Origin of the sequence: Acidicapsa dinghuensis (assembly GCF_025685685.1) — a bacterium.
Lineage (GTDB): Bacteria > Acidobacteriota > Terriglobia > Terriglobales > Acidobacteriaceae > Acidicapsa > Acidicapsa dinghuensis.
Map to the genome: position 1 here is coordinate 389,202 of NZ_JAGSYH010000005.1, position 16,065 is coordinate 405,266.

The window sequence follows — 16,065 nt, forward strand, 5'->3', positions numbered from 1 at the left end:
CCGCGTGTGGATGTCAATCTCAAAATCTCTTCGTGGCAGGAGATGCGTCAACTCATTGACTCCATCGAATCTTGTGGGATTGCGATTCTTCGAGCGCGTGCATTGATCTTGCTTTTCTGCATTTATGGATTTCGGGTGTGTGAGGTGAATGACGCAAAGATGCCGCACGCCGGGAGACGCTGTGCTCCGGCATGCGGCATCTTTGCGACCACTAACCGTTTGTTAGAAGTTGAACTTTGCGCCGAACTCAATCGTACGGTTTTCGTTCACTACGGATGAGATAACGCCTTCAGATGCAGGATTGCTGATGGAGGCACTGGGAACGCTGAAGTTCGGATGGTTGGCAACGTTAAAGACATCGCCCCGAAACTGAACCCTGTAGCGGTCAGCAAATGTAATGGTCTTTTCCAGATCCATGTCCCAGTCCTGATAATGCGGCCCCCAGAGCATGTTGTAGCCCGAGGTGCCGAAGGTGTAAGCAGGCGGCGCAGTGAAAGCCGCAGGATTGAACCATTCCGCATGGGTTTGATGAGCCGGATAGATAGGCACGCCGAGAACGCGATTGGCGCGGCCGCTCGCTCCGTATATCTGGCTGCCTGGAGCGGTATAGGTTACCGAGAATGGCTGCCCACTTTCGAAAGCAGTGAAGCCGGCCAACTGCCATCCGCTGATGATCTTGTCGACAAGACCGGTCGCGTTTCCCAAGAGAAGCTTGCCTCGGCCGAGCGGGAAGTCATAGGCGTAGTTAACCATGAGTACCTGTGGGGTGATGCTGGAGATATTGCCGTATGAGTCGCCAACGTTGGTCGGGTTCTCGAAGTTCTCCACACCCAGGACGCGAATCCACTGGTACTCCGCGTTGATCATCAATCCCTGCTTGTACTGTTTGTGAACACCTACTTGCAGTGAATTGGTGGTGGTGTGAAAGATCGGATCGATCTGATAGGAGATGGTCGAGAAGGGTTGATAGGGCCGTTGCGACTGTTCGGTATAGTCTCCCGGAGCCGCATAGTTGAGGTCGGGCATAGTATTGCCGGGGCCGCCCGAGTTGTTCTGGTGAATCGTGCGCTGGCCAATGTAGCCGACACGCAGATCCACCGAACCCGGCAGCTGCCGCTCAATCGCTAGATTCCATTGTTCGGTGTAGGGCGTCTCGGTCTTGTGCTGCGCCTCAACGGCGGGATTGGCGGGAACGGAAGCCGTAGCCGCGAACGGAGCGTTCATCGTAAGGGTTGGCGATTTGGTGTTGGTGTAAGTGAGCTGAGTGACAAAGGGGAGATTGCTGAAACCCGTATCCATGTAGGACGAGGGCAGAAGATTGTAGTATTGGCCTACTGCGCCGCGAATGACCGTCTTAGGATCGATCTGATAGGCAAACCCGAAACGCGGAGCGACGTTGGTCATGGCCTGTCCCAGGTACGCGTACATATTGTTTGGCAGACCAACCGAGGTGGAAAGCACAGTGTCCGGGATATACGCCTGCTCCGCACTTGCCGGGTAGACGTCTCCAAATACGACAACCTTGCCGATGCTAGGCACGAAGAGCGACTCAGTGCCGTAAGGATTGTCATGGAACCGCTGAAAGTCATAACGGATTCCGTAGTTGAGAGTGAGGTTCCGGAACGGCTTCCAGTCGTCCTGGATGTACATGCCATATTGGCTCGAGTTGAAACGCACCGTGAAGTCAAGCGGATTCGCGGTGCCGGTAGTGGCGGGATAACCTAGCAGAAAGTCGGCAAAGGCAATGCCCGTGTATTCCCCGTTGAAGCCGAAGGATCCATGTGACTCGGCGCTTTGCTGCCAGGAGTCGTTATACAGGTAGGAAAATCCTGCCTTGATGGTGTGCCTGGGAAAGACCTTGGTCAGTGCTGTGTTGCCTTGGTAGGTCTGCTCCAGATTTTTCGATCCGGCTTCGGAGAATGGTGTGATGTTGGTGATGGAAACGGTGGGCGCGCCTTCGAGAATCTGGGAGCCCAGGCCCGGAATAATCGATGAGAAATCTGTCTTATAGTTCTGCGCTGTGCGATAGAGCGGCAGATGCAAATAGGAGATCTGGCTGTCTAATAGAAGCGTTGGAGAGAAGGTGTGCGTCCAGCCGGCAACGAAAATGTCGTTATGCTCGCCATCCATTGCTACACCGCCCGCGAGGCTCGATCCAGCGCCCTCGCTAGCCACGTCTTTGAATGGACCGTAAAAGGCACGCAGCCAGGTGCCACGGATCTGATCCTGGTCGCTGATCTTGTGATCGACCCGCAGATTGAAGCGCGAGACTTCGGTTGTGTGGGGAACGAGCTCGATCGTATTGACGCCAGTGCCCGAGGTTGTCGGTAAAGGCATCAGCAAATTCTGCAGCTGCACGTCTACGGAGTTGAACGGCGTAGTGCTGGGATCGATGATATTGCCTGGGTACGGCTGCCCCGTCACCGGATTTTTCAGCACCGTGCCCGCGGTTGAGGTCGCGCAGCTACCGCCCGCTAAAAAGCAGCTAAAATCACCGGCGCGCTCAGAGGTGGTAGGTTGCGTGCTGGTGAGGGTTACCGATTGGGTGAGATGGAAGCCTTCATAGCTGGCGAAGAAGAAGGTGCGGTCTTTGCCGTTGTAGAGGTGAGGGATGTAAATCGGTCCGCTGAGGTTGCCTCCATACTCGTTACGCTGATAAGGCGGACGCGCTGGAACTTCCGATGCGGGCAGATCTTCCCAGGCTTTGGCCGCGGTGCCGCGGCTGCGGTTATATTCCAGGGCTTCGCCGTGCAGTGCGTTGGTACCGCTCGCGCTGACGATGATGGTCTGGTTGGCCTGATTGAACTCGGCCGGTGCTCCCTGAGTGATGACCTTGAACTGTGAAATCGCGTCGAGTGGGGGCACTTCGCCTTCGCCTCTCTGCAGTTCGATCTCCTCGTTGATGACGCCGTCATACGTAAAGTTTGCGTCGCCATAAGCATTGCGTTGGTTAGTGCCAAAGGCGAGCGTTACGCCGCGGACGGGAACCTGATCCTGTGCCGCCACATCCTGCACACCCGGTACCAGGCTGATGAGGCCCAGAATGCTGACGTGGCCGTTGAGCGGAGTAGTTTGAATGCTGGAGCTGTCGACCAGCAGCCCAACGGACGAGGTTTCAGTCTGGATTACCGGAGCGTCGCCGGAGACATTTACCGTCTGGGTGCTGGAGCCGATCGAAAGCTTGGCGTCGATCTCCGCGACCTGATCGATCGCGAGGGTGATCTTGTCTTTCAGGAAAATTTCGAACCCTGCGGCTTCTACCTTCACGCTGTAGTTTCCCGCTGCGAGCTGAGGAACCCTGTACGATCCGACATCTGAGGTCGTGACTGTACGGATCAAATTCGTATCGACCTCGCGAACGGTAACTGTTGCTCCGCTGACTGCGCTACCGCTTGCGTCGGTGACTGTGCCGGTGATCGATCCTGTAATGCCTTGGGCAAAAGAGGCATTTGCAATCAGAAAAAGGATCGCGAACAGCAGCCAGTTTCGGAAATGGGATGGTTCTATCGGAACTTTATAGATTAGGACGCTATTTCTGGTGATGCGCGCTGATATCCCCGGTAAGCCTTTCATTGCTTCTCCTTGTTTAGTACGAATCTGCTTCGTACCAACTGCAGTTATTGCCCCGAGTATTGGATACAAAGAGGTGCGGCGGTAGGGGTTTACTTGTGTGCGGATCAGGCGGTCTCCTTGCTGGGATATCTGCTGAAAAATCAGGAGTATGAACACGTTCCGTCGCTAATCGCACACGGAGAGTACACGGGTGAGCCCGGCCCTATTGATGGAGCATTCATAAAGGCGACCTAGAATCTGAAGGTATTGTGAATTCGAAAAGCGCCTTGCCAGTCCTCGAGCTTCCTCCGAAGGCTGCACGTATTGCCCCACGCCTGTCGATTGCTGGCGTGAATCATCAACACTCCGAAGATCCCCGCTGGCAGCTTGCGCAGCGTATTGCAGCCAGCGAAAGCATTGGCCGCTCAAAACTGTTAGCCGATTTTCTCCTGTATATCGTTGACCGCCATATTCGCGATCTCGCCGACGAGATCACTGAACAACAAATTGGTGTTCTAGTCTTTGGCAGAGCCGAGGGATATGACTCCAACGAGGACAATATCGTTCGCAGCTACGCGCGGAATCTGCGCAAACGGATCGACGAATACTTCGCAACTGAGGGCTGCTCCGAACCGCTGCTTCTCCAGATCCCACGCGGCGGCTATACGCCAATCTTCTCAAGTGCCGTCAAAAGTCCCGTAGAGACAAAAGCTGAGGAGTCCGCTATCTCGGCACAGAGAAGGGATGCTGTATCCATTGAATTCATTGAGCCCCAGACGCCGGCTACCACTGAGTCCCCTTTACCGTCCGGCCCGGCTGCCGCACATGCCGCCTTGCATGCAAACGCTCGATCGCCGCGAATCAGCCTGTGGATCCTCGTGTCGCTGCTAATAGGCATTCTTCTGGGTGCGGGCGTCGAGTTTCTCGGGCACGCACGGCAGATCGCCTCCAGCGAAGATGCAGCATCGCACAAACTCTGGTCTCAGATATTCACCGCGGATCGAGATACGTTTATCGTTCCTTCCGATGTCGGCCTGGTCATAATGCAGCGCCTGATCCAGCGTCCAGTGCCACTCAGCAAGTACGTCAATGGAAGCTATCGGACCACAGCCGGTATTGAAAACGCCGTGGATGCAGCTGAGATTCTCAAGCTGGGCGGCCGTCGCTTCACCAACGTTGTGGATCTGAATTTTGTCGCCCGCCTGGCACAGTTGCGAGAAGTAGTGCCGGAACGCATGAAGGTCCAATACGCGCGCGATATGCGAATGGAAGACCTGCGTACGAGCAACGCCATCCTTATAGGTTCCGAAGAGGCAAATCCCTGGCTAGAATTGTTCCGGCCTCAGTTATACTTTAGCTTCTGTTTCGATCCCGATCCGGGTAAGCCATCCGGGTTCGTGAATCTGCATCCACGTGCAGGCGAGAACACTCTCTACAGCACTGCCGGGCATGAGGACCAAACCTTTGGCATCATTGCTTTCCTGCCAAACCTCAACAACGATGGCCACGTTGTGATTGTTGCGGGTTTAAACACCGCAGGCACAGAGGCCGCGGCCTCATTCTTGTTGAATTCTTCGCTAATGGCGCCGACGCTGCAGCGGGCTCGAGCTTCTAACGGAGAACTTCAACCGTTTGAGCTGCTCATCAAAGCTGAAAACGTGGCTACAAATGCATCCGCACCAAGCCTGGTACTTGAACGAATCGGCATTCCGCAAGCGCAATAATAGCTGGCGCAGAATTACGAAGGGGATCCGCGATACTACATTGGCAGTTGCGATGAGTACATCTGCACACGTGACCGTGTACGAACGTGGATAGCTCCATGTCTGTGTCCATTCATATGACTGATTTCATTGGTCACGGAATTCCACCCCGAATCTCACACTAGCGAACCCCTTTTTTCTTTGCGGCTCCTGAATGAGTATGGCGACAACACGCTCTATTTGCTCAAGGAGACTTTTTCCGCATGTTCTCGTTCCCTGTCCGCTCCCCTAGGACGCTTTTTTTTCAGCGAGCACTTCTGTTACTGCTTGCCGTCACTTCCATCGTCAGTGTGGCGTCGGGTCAGCAAGACCATTCCAATCCCTGGGCTCCCACGGAACTCGGCCCGCTTCCGCCTATCGCAAGTCTCACTGACGGCGTGTGGCTCAAAGGCGATCTTCACCTGCATTCGCGGCACAGCCATGACTCCAGCAACAACTCCGTAGCGAAGATTATCAACTTCTCCAAATCGGTAGGGATGGATTACATCTGCATCACGGATCATGACAACCACGTTCTGGGCGATGTGGCGCATAATACCTGGGCCGATCCTGAATTCAAGTCCGATTCCCTGCTGCTGCTCTACGGTGCGGAGTGGACAACCACCCGAGGTCACGGTAACGTTTTCTCGGCAAGACCTTATGATCATCAGCGCCTCTATGACGTTCGCGATCAGCGGGACATTGTGATTGAAGCAGTGAAGAAAGAGCTTGGCATTCATCTCTCCGCCAATCACCCAAGCGGCAAAGACCATTTCGGATTCTCTTACGATATGGTCGATTCCATCGAAGTGTGGAACTCCGCGATATGGCCCAAGAACGCCAACGCGATCATGATCTGGGATGACATGCTTTCTTCAGGACGAAAGCTTACTGGCAGAGGCGGCAGCGACTCGCATCACGGCACTCCGAACTCGCCCGAGCTGGCATCGAAAAATACTCCGCAAAGACAGGCCAACTATGTTGGCACTCCAACGACATGGGTTTATGCTAAGGAGCGCACTCTGCAGGCAGTCGTCGACGCTCTGACCAATGGACGCGTCGCTGTCAGCGCAAATCCCTATGCACCTCGCGTCGAGTTTTATGCCGACCTCGACGGCGATGGCAAGATGGACATGATGATGGGCGATAATGCCAAACCTACAGGCAAACCCATTACATTCCGCATACAGCTAACGGGAAAGACCGTGCCTGGCGGAGATTACACCGTCAAAGTGATCAAGAATGGCGATCCATACAAGACTCTCAAAGCTGAGGGAACGATTCCTACAGCTGAGTTCACCGATACACCAGTGCAGATTGGACGCACATACTATCGCGTGGAAGTCACCGGACCGCCGACTGCGTATCCAGATGTTCCGGGATCGATGGCGCTTAGCGGCAATATGATCGGATTGTCCAATCCAATCTATTTCAACTTCGATCCAAACTTTTGAGAGCTATGCCGATTGATTGCCATTACCCAGAAATCTATTTTCTGGGTAATGGCAACGTACCTAATGCAATCCGATAGTGAATCGAGTCCTGTTTAGCAAACGCTATAACTTCCCCTTTGCTGTGATACGCTCGCGAACCGCTTGTTCGATCCTGCGATGAACCTCTTCATTGGTCAGGCCAACGGGATCGAAGTATAGATTGAGTGCAAGTCCATCCAGCAACGCTCCAAAGGAAGCGATGAGTTGACGGCGCTCCGCTCCATCCGCAGTCGCAAATTCCGGGACCAACCGCATTTTGCGCTCCGTGCACTGACCGCAAACCGCAGCATGAAGTTCTACCAATCTTTGTCGCTTGTGCTGCGGATGCCGCGCCGCGTACAGCTTGAACTCTACATAGAGCAAAGCGCGTTGCCTGTCACGAACTAGAGCTTCTAGATGTTCAGTGACAACCGCAATCCTCTCTTCGCACGTCGAATCGGGCCGCAGCTTCTTCTGGAAGGCCGCGTCGTCCTGGGTCAAATCCTGTGTGATCAACGCAAAAAAGAGATCTTCTTTATCTTTAAAGTGAGCATAGAGAGCTCCTCTCGTTTTTCCTGCAGATTCAGCAATGTCCTGAAGCCTGGCACCCTCGAAACCGTCCCTGGCGAAGATGCGGCGAGCCGCAAGCAACAGTTTCTGACGCGTGTGAATGGCGCGCTCCTGCGTCGGGCCATCAGAAGGAGATCGTAAAGCATTTCGCTTTCTCTTCCCGATACCTGAGTCTCTCGTGCTGATTCCTGAATCAAAACGCTCCGCGCTGGCATCCATAAACGAAACATACACCTATGTATGTTTTCCTGTACACCGTCATTGCGGTCGGGCGGAAAAATAACAAGGAGCTATTATGGCTTTCCAGGCAAGACGCAATCGCGGCTCAGGAAACACCTGCGCCCGCGATATTCAGATGACTGGGGGCATTGCGCTCTCCTTTACGCTGGTCCTCTTCCTGGCCGGATGCGAAAAGAAACAGGCACCCCCGGCTATGGGACCGTTGCCGGTTTCCGTCGTCACAGTCCACGCAAGCGACGTTCCTCTTCGGAACGAATGGGTGGGCACCATGGACGGCTATGTGAACGCCCAGATTCAACCCCAGGTGAGCGGGTACTTGATCAAGCAGGATTACCGTGAAGGCTCGGTCGTGAGCAAGGGGCAGGTTCTCTTTGAAATTGACCCGCGTCCATTCCAGGCAGTTCTGGACCAGGCCGAAGGCCAGGTAGGCCAGGCGGAGGGTGCTCTGGGCCAGGCACAGGCCCAGTTGGGACTCGCCGATATCAACGTGAAGCGCGATACCCCGTTGGCAGAACAGCACGCCATCGCACAGAGCCAGCTCGACAACGACAAGCAGACCGAAGCACAGATGACAGCAAACGTCCGCGCGGCAGAGGCGCAGATCGTTTCTGCGAAGGCCGCGGTAGAAACGGCGAAAATTAATCTCGGTTTCACCGAGGTTCGTTCGCTGATCTCCGGCGTCGCGGGACAGGCGACCACTCAGGTCGGCAATCTTGTGAGTCCTCAGTCCGTTCTTACTTCTGTCTCGCAAATGGACCCCATCAAGGTGTACTTCTCCATCAGCGATAGCGAATATCTTTCGCTTTCCAATCTGCAGGACAAGAAGAAGAGCGGACTGCTGAGCAGCGCAGCAGACCTGCCGCTGACACTCACGCTAGCGAACGGTGACAAGTATCCGAAACAAGGCCACATCGTGTTCGTGGATCGCCAGCTGAATGCGCAGACGGGAGCCATCCGCATTGCGGCGGCCTTCCCGAACCCAGGCAACATTCTTCGTCCGGGCCAGTTCGGGCGCGTCTCGGCTGAAACGCGCTTGCAACACAATGTGATCCTCGTGCCGCAGGCCGCGATTCAGGAGCTGCAGGGCACCCAGCAGGCTTTCATTGTTGGTCCGGATAACAAAGTCAAAGTCGTCAACCTTACTCTCGGTCCGCAGTATGGCACCGACTGGGTGGTTGAGGGCGGTCTGCCGGCCGGTTCGCAGGTGATCGTCGACAATCTTCAAAAACTGCGGGATGGTGTGCCTGTTTCTCCGCATTCTGCGCAGATTGCACAAGCACCTGCGGCGAACGATGTGGCCAGGAGGTAACGATGTCGAAGTTCTTTATCCGCAGGCCCATCGTCGCCATTGTCATTGCCATCCTCACCACGATTATTGGCCTGGTGTCGATGCTGACTCTGCCGACGGCGCAGTATCCAGACATCGCGCCGCCGGAAATCCAGGTGCAGGCCAACTATGCGGGCGCCGACGCTAAAACGCTGCTGCAGTCCGTGTCCACACCGCTGGAGCAACAGATCACCGGCGTCGACAACATGCTGTACATGTATTCGGTGAATGCCAACAACGGGCAGTCGCAGATCTTTGTCGATTTCGACGTGAAGACCAACCCGGATACAGACCAGATTCTGACCCAGCTTCGTGTATCGCAGGCGCAATCGCAGCTGCCTGCGCAGGCTACCGTGGGCGGCATCACCGTGCAGAAGTCGCTTACCTCGCCACTGATGATCGTCGCGCTCTCGTCGCCAAACAACACGTTCGATGCGACGTTCCTCACCAACTACGCGATTATCAAACTGCAGGATGAAATCACCCGCGTTCCCGGTGTCGCCCGTGTCCAGGTGTTTGGCGGCCAGTATGCTCTGCGCGTGTGGGTGCAGCCGGACCAGTTGGCAAAGCTCGGTGTAACGGCGCCTGAAATCATCGCTGCTCTGCAGACGCAGAACAATGTGAACCCTGCCGGCCAGGTCGGCGGCGATCCTGCGCCGAAGGGTCAGCAATTCACTTATACCGTCCGCACCGAGGGCAGACTCGTCACACCGGAAGAGTTTGGAAAGATCGTCGTGCGCGCGAACGCTGACGGTTCCGTGGTTCATCTGCGTGACGTCGCGCGCATCGAGATGGGCCAGCAGTTCTACACTCTGAATGGACGCTACAACAAAGCTCCGGCTGGCGTCTTTGGTGTCTACCAACTCCCAGGTTCCAACGCCGTGGAAGTAGCCAGGCGGGTAAACCAGCGAATGGCCGAGCTCTCAAAGAGCTTCCCTGCTGGGCTGAAGTATGACGTTCCGCTCGACACCACCAAGGCCGTGACCGCAGGTCTGCATGAAATTGTTCTGACCCTCGTAGAAGCTCTGGTTCTTGTCGTCATCGTGGTCTTCGTCTTCCTGCAGGGCTGGCGTGCGACGCTGATTCCTTTGATGGCCGTGCCGGTCTCCCTGATCGGCACGTTCATCATCTTCCCCTTGCTGGGCTTCTCCATCAACACGCTATCGCTCTTCGGGCTTGTGCTGGCGATCGGACTGGTAGTCGATGACGCAATCATCGTGGTCGAAGCCGTAGAGCACCATATCGATGAAGGCTTGAGCCCCCGGGACGCCACCATCAAGGCAATGGAAGAGGTCGGCGGCCCAGTTGTGGCCATCGCGCTCATCCTCGCTGCCGTGTTCATCCCCACCGCCGCTATCCCCGGCATTACTGGCCGTCTCTATCAGCAATTTGCCATCACCATCGCGATTTCCGTTCTTATCTCGGCTTTCAATGCGCTTACGCTCAGCCCCGCGCTGGCTTCCCTGCTGCTGAAGCCGAAAGACAAGGAAAAGAAAAAGGGACCGCTCGGGCACTTCTTTGCTTTCTTCAACAAGTTCTTCGGCCGCGCGACGGACAACTTTGTCTCCACATCGAGCGTGATGGTGCACAAGGCCGGGTTCTCCATGCTCGCCCTAGCCGCTGTGGCTGTCGTTTCGGTGTTGCTGGGAGCGCGCCTGCCAACGGGCTTCATTCCAACAGAAGATCAGGGATATGCTTTCGTCGCGCTGCAACTTCCGGACGCAGCTTCTCTGCAGCGCACTGATCAAGCTGCACTGAAGGTCTCCGATGCACTGATGAAAACACCAGGCGTCAACAGCGTTATCCAGGTGAACGGCTTCAGCCTGCTAACGCAAACTCAGAGCACGAATACAGCATTCTTCTTCGTTTCCTTCAAGGACTGGGATGTTCGAAAGTCGAAGCAGGAGCAGTTCCTTGCCATCCAACAGAACCTGGCGAAGGAACTGGCGGTCAACCCAGATGGCATCGCCTTCAGCTTCCCGCCACCCTCGATTCCCGGCGTCGGCACATCGGGCGGCGTTACTTTCATCCTCGAAGACCGGTCAGGCAACGATGATCCGATGTATCTGACCAAGAACCTCGGCACATTCATGGGCGCCCTGAAGAACCATCATGAGATCGCGGCCGCTGTTCCAGCCTACCTGCCCGCCGTGCCGCAGATTTATGCAGCGGTGGATAAGGAAAAGGTTGTGCAGCAGCAGGTGCAGCTCTCGGACGTTTACGCCACGATGCAGACATTTATGGGTGGATATCTTGCAAACTATTTCAACCGGTTCGGCCGGCAGTGGCAAACCTACGTGGAAGCTGAGTCCGAGACACGAAGCAAGATCGAAAACATCAACCAATTCTATGTGCGAAGCGCCAATGGCGGACAGGTGCCTCTGGCGACGCTCATCAATATCAAGAAGATCAATGGACCGGAGTTCATTCTTCGATTCAACGAATACAACGCTGTGCAGATGACCATCGTCGGTGCCCCAGGGTACAGTTCCGGGCAAGTCATGAAGGCTCTCGAAGATACCTTCCATCAGACCATGCCGTCAGATATGGGCTTCGATTATTCCGGCATGTCCTTCCAGGAAAACAAAGCCGCACACGGACTTCCGCCATGGGTCGTCTTCGGGCTCTCGATTCTCTTCGTCTTCCTGATTCTGGCCGCTCAGTATGAAAGCTGGACGCTGCCGTTCAGCGTGCTTCTTAGCACGCCGGTCGCGATTCTAGGCGCCTACACGGCGTTGAATATTCGTGCGCTGGAGAACGACGTCTTTGCCACCATCGGATTGATCATGCTGATCGGTCTGTCGGCGAAGAACGCCATCCTCATCGTCGAGTTCGCCAAGACGAACTATGAGAAAGGGGAAAGCATCGCCCAGGCGGCACTCGATGCAGCCCGGCTTCGTCTCCGGCCCATCATCATGACGGCGCTTGCATTCATCTTCGGATGCCTTCCGCTATGGTTTGCCTCCGGTGCCGGAGGCGTGTCGCGCCGCATCCTGGGTACGGTCGTTGTGGGCGGCATGCTGCTTTCGACGGTGCTCGGCATTCTCTTCGTTCCAGTAACGTTTGCATTCGTCGAGTATCTCTCCCATCGCTACACCAGAGGGGGAAAAGGAACAACGATGGACTCCAAACCCGACCTCGATCCAGTCGAGCTCGGCAAGCAGGCAGGTATCGGCCAGCCGCCAGCCAAGGGAGAGCACGCATGAATACCTCGATGAAAAGCACAACTGCGATCCTGGCTGGCATCACGGCATTGCTTCTGACGGGATGCAACGTTGGCCCCAAGTACCAACGGCCTGCGGTCACAGCGCCTTCTGCGTTTCGCGGTCCGGATGAGGCCGCTGTTTCAAGCAACGCCAAGGATTCGCTGGGCGATGAGCAGTGGAGCGCGGTATTTCGCGAGCCGGAGCTGCAAGATCTGATCCGTCAGGCGCTTGAGAATAACTATGACCTGCGTATAGCTGCTGAACGCGTCCTCGAAGCCCGGTCGCAGATTCGCATCACGCGGGCAGCTGGTCTGCCTACGCTCACCGTAGGCGGGACGGGTGTTGGCGCAGATCTCCCGAATTCGCTGACCAGTAGCTTAGGAGGGAGCAATTCGCTGGCAGGAGACAATCCGCTGTCGTTCGGCAGCATTAATTTGTCGGCTGCGTGGACGCCGGATTTCTGGGGACTATACCGCAAGCAGACGGAAGCTGCGCGCGATCAGATGCTGGCGCAAGCATGGGCGCAGCGCGCTGTGCGCATGACTCTGGTTGGACAGGTTGCGACATCGTACTTCACACTACGCTCTCTGGATCAGCAACTCGAAGTTGCCAAGCAGACCCTCAAAGCTCGCCAGGACTCCCTGGACCTGACAAAGAGGCTCGAGCAGGGAGGTTCCGCGCCGCTTTCCGACGTACGCGAGGCAGAGCAGTTGCTCTACACGGCCAGCGCGGAGATTCCTCAGCTGCAAGAGCAGATTCAGCAGCAGGAGAATACGATGAGCCTTCTCCTGGGCAAGCCGCCTGGGTCGGTCGCGCACACCGATCCATCAGCGCTTTCGCCAGTGCCACAGGATCTGCCGGTGGGCATTCCCTCGCAGCTTCTGGAGCGCCGTCCAGATATTCAACAGGCCGAAGCACAACTTAAAGCAGCCAATGCACAGGTAGGCGTTGCCAAAGCGCAATTCTTCCCGCAGCTCTCGATCAGCGCATCGGCTGGCGTAGGTGGAGACAGTCTCTCCAGCATCTTCGATTCAAACAGCAAGACGATTTATGGGCTGGGCACTCTCACGCAGCCCATCTTTGAAGGCGGCAAACTTCGCGGCCAATATGAGCTTTCCAAGCAGCAGAAAGAAGAGCTGATACTCACCTATCAGAAGACGATCCTGACTGCCTTCCGCGATGTGTCGAACTCATTGATCGCCGTAAACAAGCAACATGCCACGCGCACCGAGCAGCAAAAACTAGTAGAAGCCGCACAGGATGCAACGCGGCTTGCTCGCCTTCGCTATGAAGGCGGCTCGACAGCATATCTCGAAGTGCTCACGACGGACACCAATCTCTTCAACGTTCAGCTTAACCTCATTAACGCGGAACAAAGCGAGGCGCTCGCTCTCGTGCAGCTCTATCAGGCACTCGGCGGTGGTTGGCAGCAGTAAACCTGCTCCACTACCGCGCTGCAGACGTAGTCGTACAACTATAGAAGATGCCGCGATGACAGCCTAAACATCCACCGTACGTCGTATTGCAGATCCAGTCCCACCACCATTCGAGAGACGATCAGCGATCCGTATTCTCGTAAGTAGCAGCCAACCTTCGCCTAGCGTGATGGGCTCAACCGAAGGAAGCACTTCGTGATAACGCCACATGCCGAGACTGCGGTTGAGTCGTTCGCCTCACCAATCGAGTCGCGTAAGCCACGATCGCGGATTGCATCCAGATCGTAACGCACGTAGAGAGTACCAGCGCATTTTGAACATACAGTGGGAGTGGAAACTGGCTCAAAGATAGAGCCGCAGCGGGAACATTCAAAGTTGGAGATATTTGCCATTTGCCTTCGAGAAATTTGTATGTTCGTTTAAGACAGGAATCGTCGTGAGTAAAAAGAAGCCGGAGAGTGCAAGCGATAAATTACTTCTCCTCGTTATGGGAGTTCGCTTGTTTGTCAGAGGAGGGAAATGCGACTTCGTCCGTTGAGGTCGATGTTGTGCCATATCGGGGATTGATGTAGTGCTCCAGGAAGGCAAGCTGCTTGCGCCATGCGTCGAGCCGATGAGCCGGCTGCGCGAAGCCATGTAGTTCATTGGGATAGGTGAAGTAGAAAACGGTCTTATCATGCTCTCGGAGCGCCTTGACGAATTCGGCTGAATTCGCAGGTGGCACCTGGGGATCATCTTCTCCATGCATGACTAGCAGGGGTGTTTTAACTTTCTCAACTTGCAGCAGTACGTTTGCTTTCTTGTACACTTCTGGCTTTTCATTTGGCGCACCGCCCATCTTCATCATCCAGCGAATCGATGAATCCGGATTTGTACGCTGGACAAAAAGATCACGATCAACGACGCCGTAGAGTTCGATGGCAGCCTGAAAAAGATCGGGGTAATGCACGACCATGTACGCCGTCATCGTACCGCCGTGGCTGCCTCCACCGATTGCCATACGAGTTGGGTCCGCAAGCCCTTGCGCTACCAGATATTGCGCGCCGGTCGCGACATCGTCGACTTCGCCTCCGTTGGAGTCCTCGACATTGAGATTGCGAAACGCCTCACCATACCCGCTGCTTCCTCGATAATTTGCTTCCAGAACAAGATAGCCAGACTGAGCAAGATACTGCGCCCACCCGTCCGCCCGATAAACATCCTGTCCTTCGGGGCCTCCGTGCACCCAAACAACAAGCGGCAATTTGGCTCCGGGCTTTGCTCCTTCCGGCTTGTAAAGCAGTCCGGATACTGTCTTGCCGTCTTTCGAAGACCACGTAATCCGCTCCGGGATTTGTGCAGAGGCTTCGTAGTTCTTTGAGGTGGTGTGAGTGATCTGCACCGGAATCGCATTTGAATTCAGTTCGACGCTGAAGATATCCGATGTTTCAATGGGGGACTGATGGTCGAAGTAAAGTTTCCTGGAGTCAGGTGACCACTGCACCGCCGAAACAATGCCCGGTATATCGAACTTTGCGATCTTAGTGGCTTGACCGCCGTCCACCGGAATCGCCCAGAGGCTTGTCGATTCGGCGAGTTCGCGATTCGAAATGAAGGCGATCTGCTTGCCGTCAGGGGAAAACTGAGGAGCATCTTCTTCAAAATCGCCCGCAGTGATCTGCTTGGGTTCGCCTCCTTTTTCGGAGAGCATATAGAGATGATTCCAGCCTGAATTCTGCAGCACAGCCACAAGTTCTTTGCCGTCAGGAGACCATTCAGTCCCGCGAATGGACCATCCTCCTCCGTGATCGACGGGTGAGGTGTAGAGGACAGTTGATTCACTGGTACGCTGGCCGGAGTTTGCGTCAAAGTGAATCAACTTGAGCTGTCCGCTGAAATGCTCTTTCGAGCGGGCAACGTATACGATCTCGTCACCAGTAGGAGACCATTTCCCCTCTCCAGCTTCCTCGCGTCCATCGGTCAGGAAGTTGGTGGAGTCTCCGTCGGACGATACGACAAGAAGGCTGTTTTTTCCGCGGCGGCCGCTTTGAAAAAGAATCCATCGGCCTTTCGGAGACCATTGCGGAGCGCGATCCGCTGCTTGCCGAGGATCGCCGCCGCCCGCAGGAGCATTGGTTAAACGTCTTGGCGCGCCACCCGAGACGGAAACAACCCAGATGCTTCCCTGGCTCGCAAAGGCAATGTTTTTGCCGTCTGGCGACCATGCCAGCCCGGATTTTCCGCCCGAGGTACTTGTTAAGGTTACCGGCCATGTTCCGCTTACAGGAAGAAGCACGATCTGACCGTCACGCGTCAGCGCAAAGGTCTTTCCATCCGGTGACAATGCTGTCGGGCCAATACCGTCAGGCGAAACAATGTCCTGCAGCGTCAAATGAACTTTTTCTTGCGCGAGGGATTGCTGCACTGCGCCAGCGCAGCACAGCCACGACAACATTCCTGTTGTTGCAAGAAGACGATGAAGTATTCGCATGTTGAGCCTCAATGGAGCTAATGTTTTCGTTCAACTGTTCGATCTGATAA

At 55.4% G+C, this 16,065-nt stretch carries 8 protein-coding genes and 1 pseudogene; 5 read left to right on the forward strand and 4 right to left on the reverse strand.

What is annotated here, in order from left to right; all coding sequences use genetic code 11:
* Positions 1 to 222: 222 nt before the first annotated feature.
* Positions 223 to 3,573 (reverse strand): carboxypeptidase regulatory-like domain-containing protein, encoded by a 3,351-nt coding sequence (locus OHL22_RS16510; RefSeq protein ID WP_263339711.1) that lies wholly within the window; start codon positions 3,571 to 3,573, stop codon positions 223 to 225.
* 248 nt (positions 3,574 to 3,821) lie between these two features.
* On the opposite strand from OHL22_RS16510, the gene OHL22_RS16515 reads away from it, so the two are divergent.
* Positions 3,822 to 5,276, forward strand: coding sequence for a hypothetical protein (locus OHL22_RS16515; RefSeq protein ID WP_263339714.1), 1,455 nt, complete (start codon positions 3,822 to 3,824; stop codon positions 5,274 to 5,276).
* Between the two features lie 242 nt (positions 5,277 to 5,518).
* A complete protein-coding gene (locus OHL22_RS16520) occupies positions 5,519 to 6,748 on the forward strand; it encodes a CehA/McbA family metallohydrolase (RefSeq protein ID WP_263339716.1) in 1,230 nt (409 codons plus the stop codon).
* A 102-nt stretch (positions 6,749 to 6,850) separates the two neighbouring features.
* Here OHL22_RS16520 and OHL22_RS16525 read toward each other — a convergent pair whose 3' ends face one another.
* Positions 6,851 to 7,042 (reverse strand): hypothetical protein, encoded by a 192-nt coding sequence (locus tag OHL22_RS16525; RefSeq protein ID WP_263339723.1) that lies wholly within the window; start codon positions 7,040 to 7,042, stop codon positions 6,851 to 6,853.
* Between the two features lie 297 nt (positions 7,043 to 7,339).
* Positions 7,340 to 7,555: pseudogene (locus tag OHL22_RS25105) on the reverse strand (hypothetical protein); the annotation flags it as partial.
* A gap of 76 nt (positions 7,556 to 7,631) precedes the next feature.
* Between OHL22_RS25105 and OHL22_RS16530 the strand changes: the two are divergent.
* From OHL22_RS16530 to OHL22_RS16540, 3 genes are read left to right on the forward strand one after another with little or no spacing between them, the layout of a single operon-like run.
* Positions 7,632 to 8,885: an efflux RND transporter periplasmic adaptor subunit gene (locus tag OHL22_RS16530; RefSeq protein WP_263339726.1), complete on the forward strand. Its 1,254-nt coding sequence runs from the start codon at positions 7,632 to 7,634 to the stop codon at positions 8,883 to 8,885.
* Between the two features lie 2 nt (positions 8,886 to 8,887).
* Positions 8,888 to 12,109, forward strand: coding sequence for an efflux RND transporter permease subunit (locus tag OHL22_RS16535; protein WP_263339729.1), 3,222 nt, complete (start codon positions 8,888 to 8,890; stop codon positions 12,107 to 12,109).
* Complete coding sequence (locus OHL22_RS16540; RefSeq protein ID WP_263339733.1) at positions 12,106 to 13,545, forward strand: efflux transporter outer membrane subunit; 1,440 nt, start codon at positions 12,106 to 12,108, stop codon at positions 13,543 to 13,545. The genes OHL22_RS16535 and OHL22_RS16540 overlap by 4 nt, the downstream gene beginning before the upstream one ends.
* Before the next feature lie 472 nt (positions 13,546 to 14,017).
* On the opposite strand, the gene OHL22_RS16545 is transcribed toward OHL22_RS16540, so the two are convergent.
* Positions 14,018 to 16,015, reverse strand: a complete 1,998-nt coding sequence (locus tag OHL22_RS16545; protein WP_263339736.1) for a prolyl oligopeptidase family serine peptidase — start codon at positions 16,013 to 16,015, stop codon at positions 14,018 to 14,020.
* Between the last annotated feature and the right edge of the window lie 50 nt (positions 16,016 to 16,065).

Coding starts and splice junctions, on each gene's coding strand:
- OHL22_RS16520 (WP_263339716.1), top strand. CDS start 5,519: ATGTTCTCGTTCCCTGTCCGCTCCCCTAGGACGCTTTTTTTTCAGCGA.
- OHL22_RS16525 (WP_263339723.1), bottom strand. CDS start 7,042: ATGCGGTTGGTCCCGGAATTTGCGACTGCGGATGGAGCGGAGCGCCGT.
- OHL22_RS16510 (WP_263339711.1), bottom strand. CDS start 3,573: ATGAAAGGCTTACCGGGGATATCAGCGCGCATCACCAGAAATAGCGTC.
- OHL22_RS16535 (WP_263339729.1), top strand. CDS start 8,888: ATGTCGAAGTTCTTTATCCGCAGGCCCATCGTCGCCATTGTCATTGCC.
- OHL22_RS16545 (WP_263339736.1), bottom strand. CDS start 16,015: ATGCGAATACTTCATCGTCTTCTTGCAACAACAGGAATGTTGTCGTGG.
- OHL22_RS16540 (WP_263339733.1), top strand. CDS start 12,106: ATGAATACCTCGATGAAAAGCACAACTGCGATCCTGGCTGGCATCACG.
- OHL22_RS16530 (WP_263339726.1), top strand. CDS start 7,632: ATGGCTTTCCAGGCAAGACGCAATCGCGGCTCAGGAAACACCTGCGCC.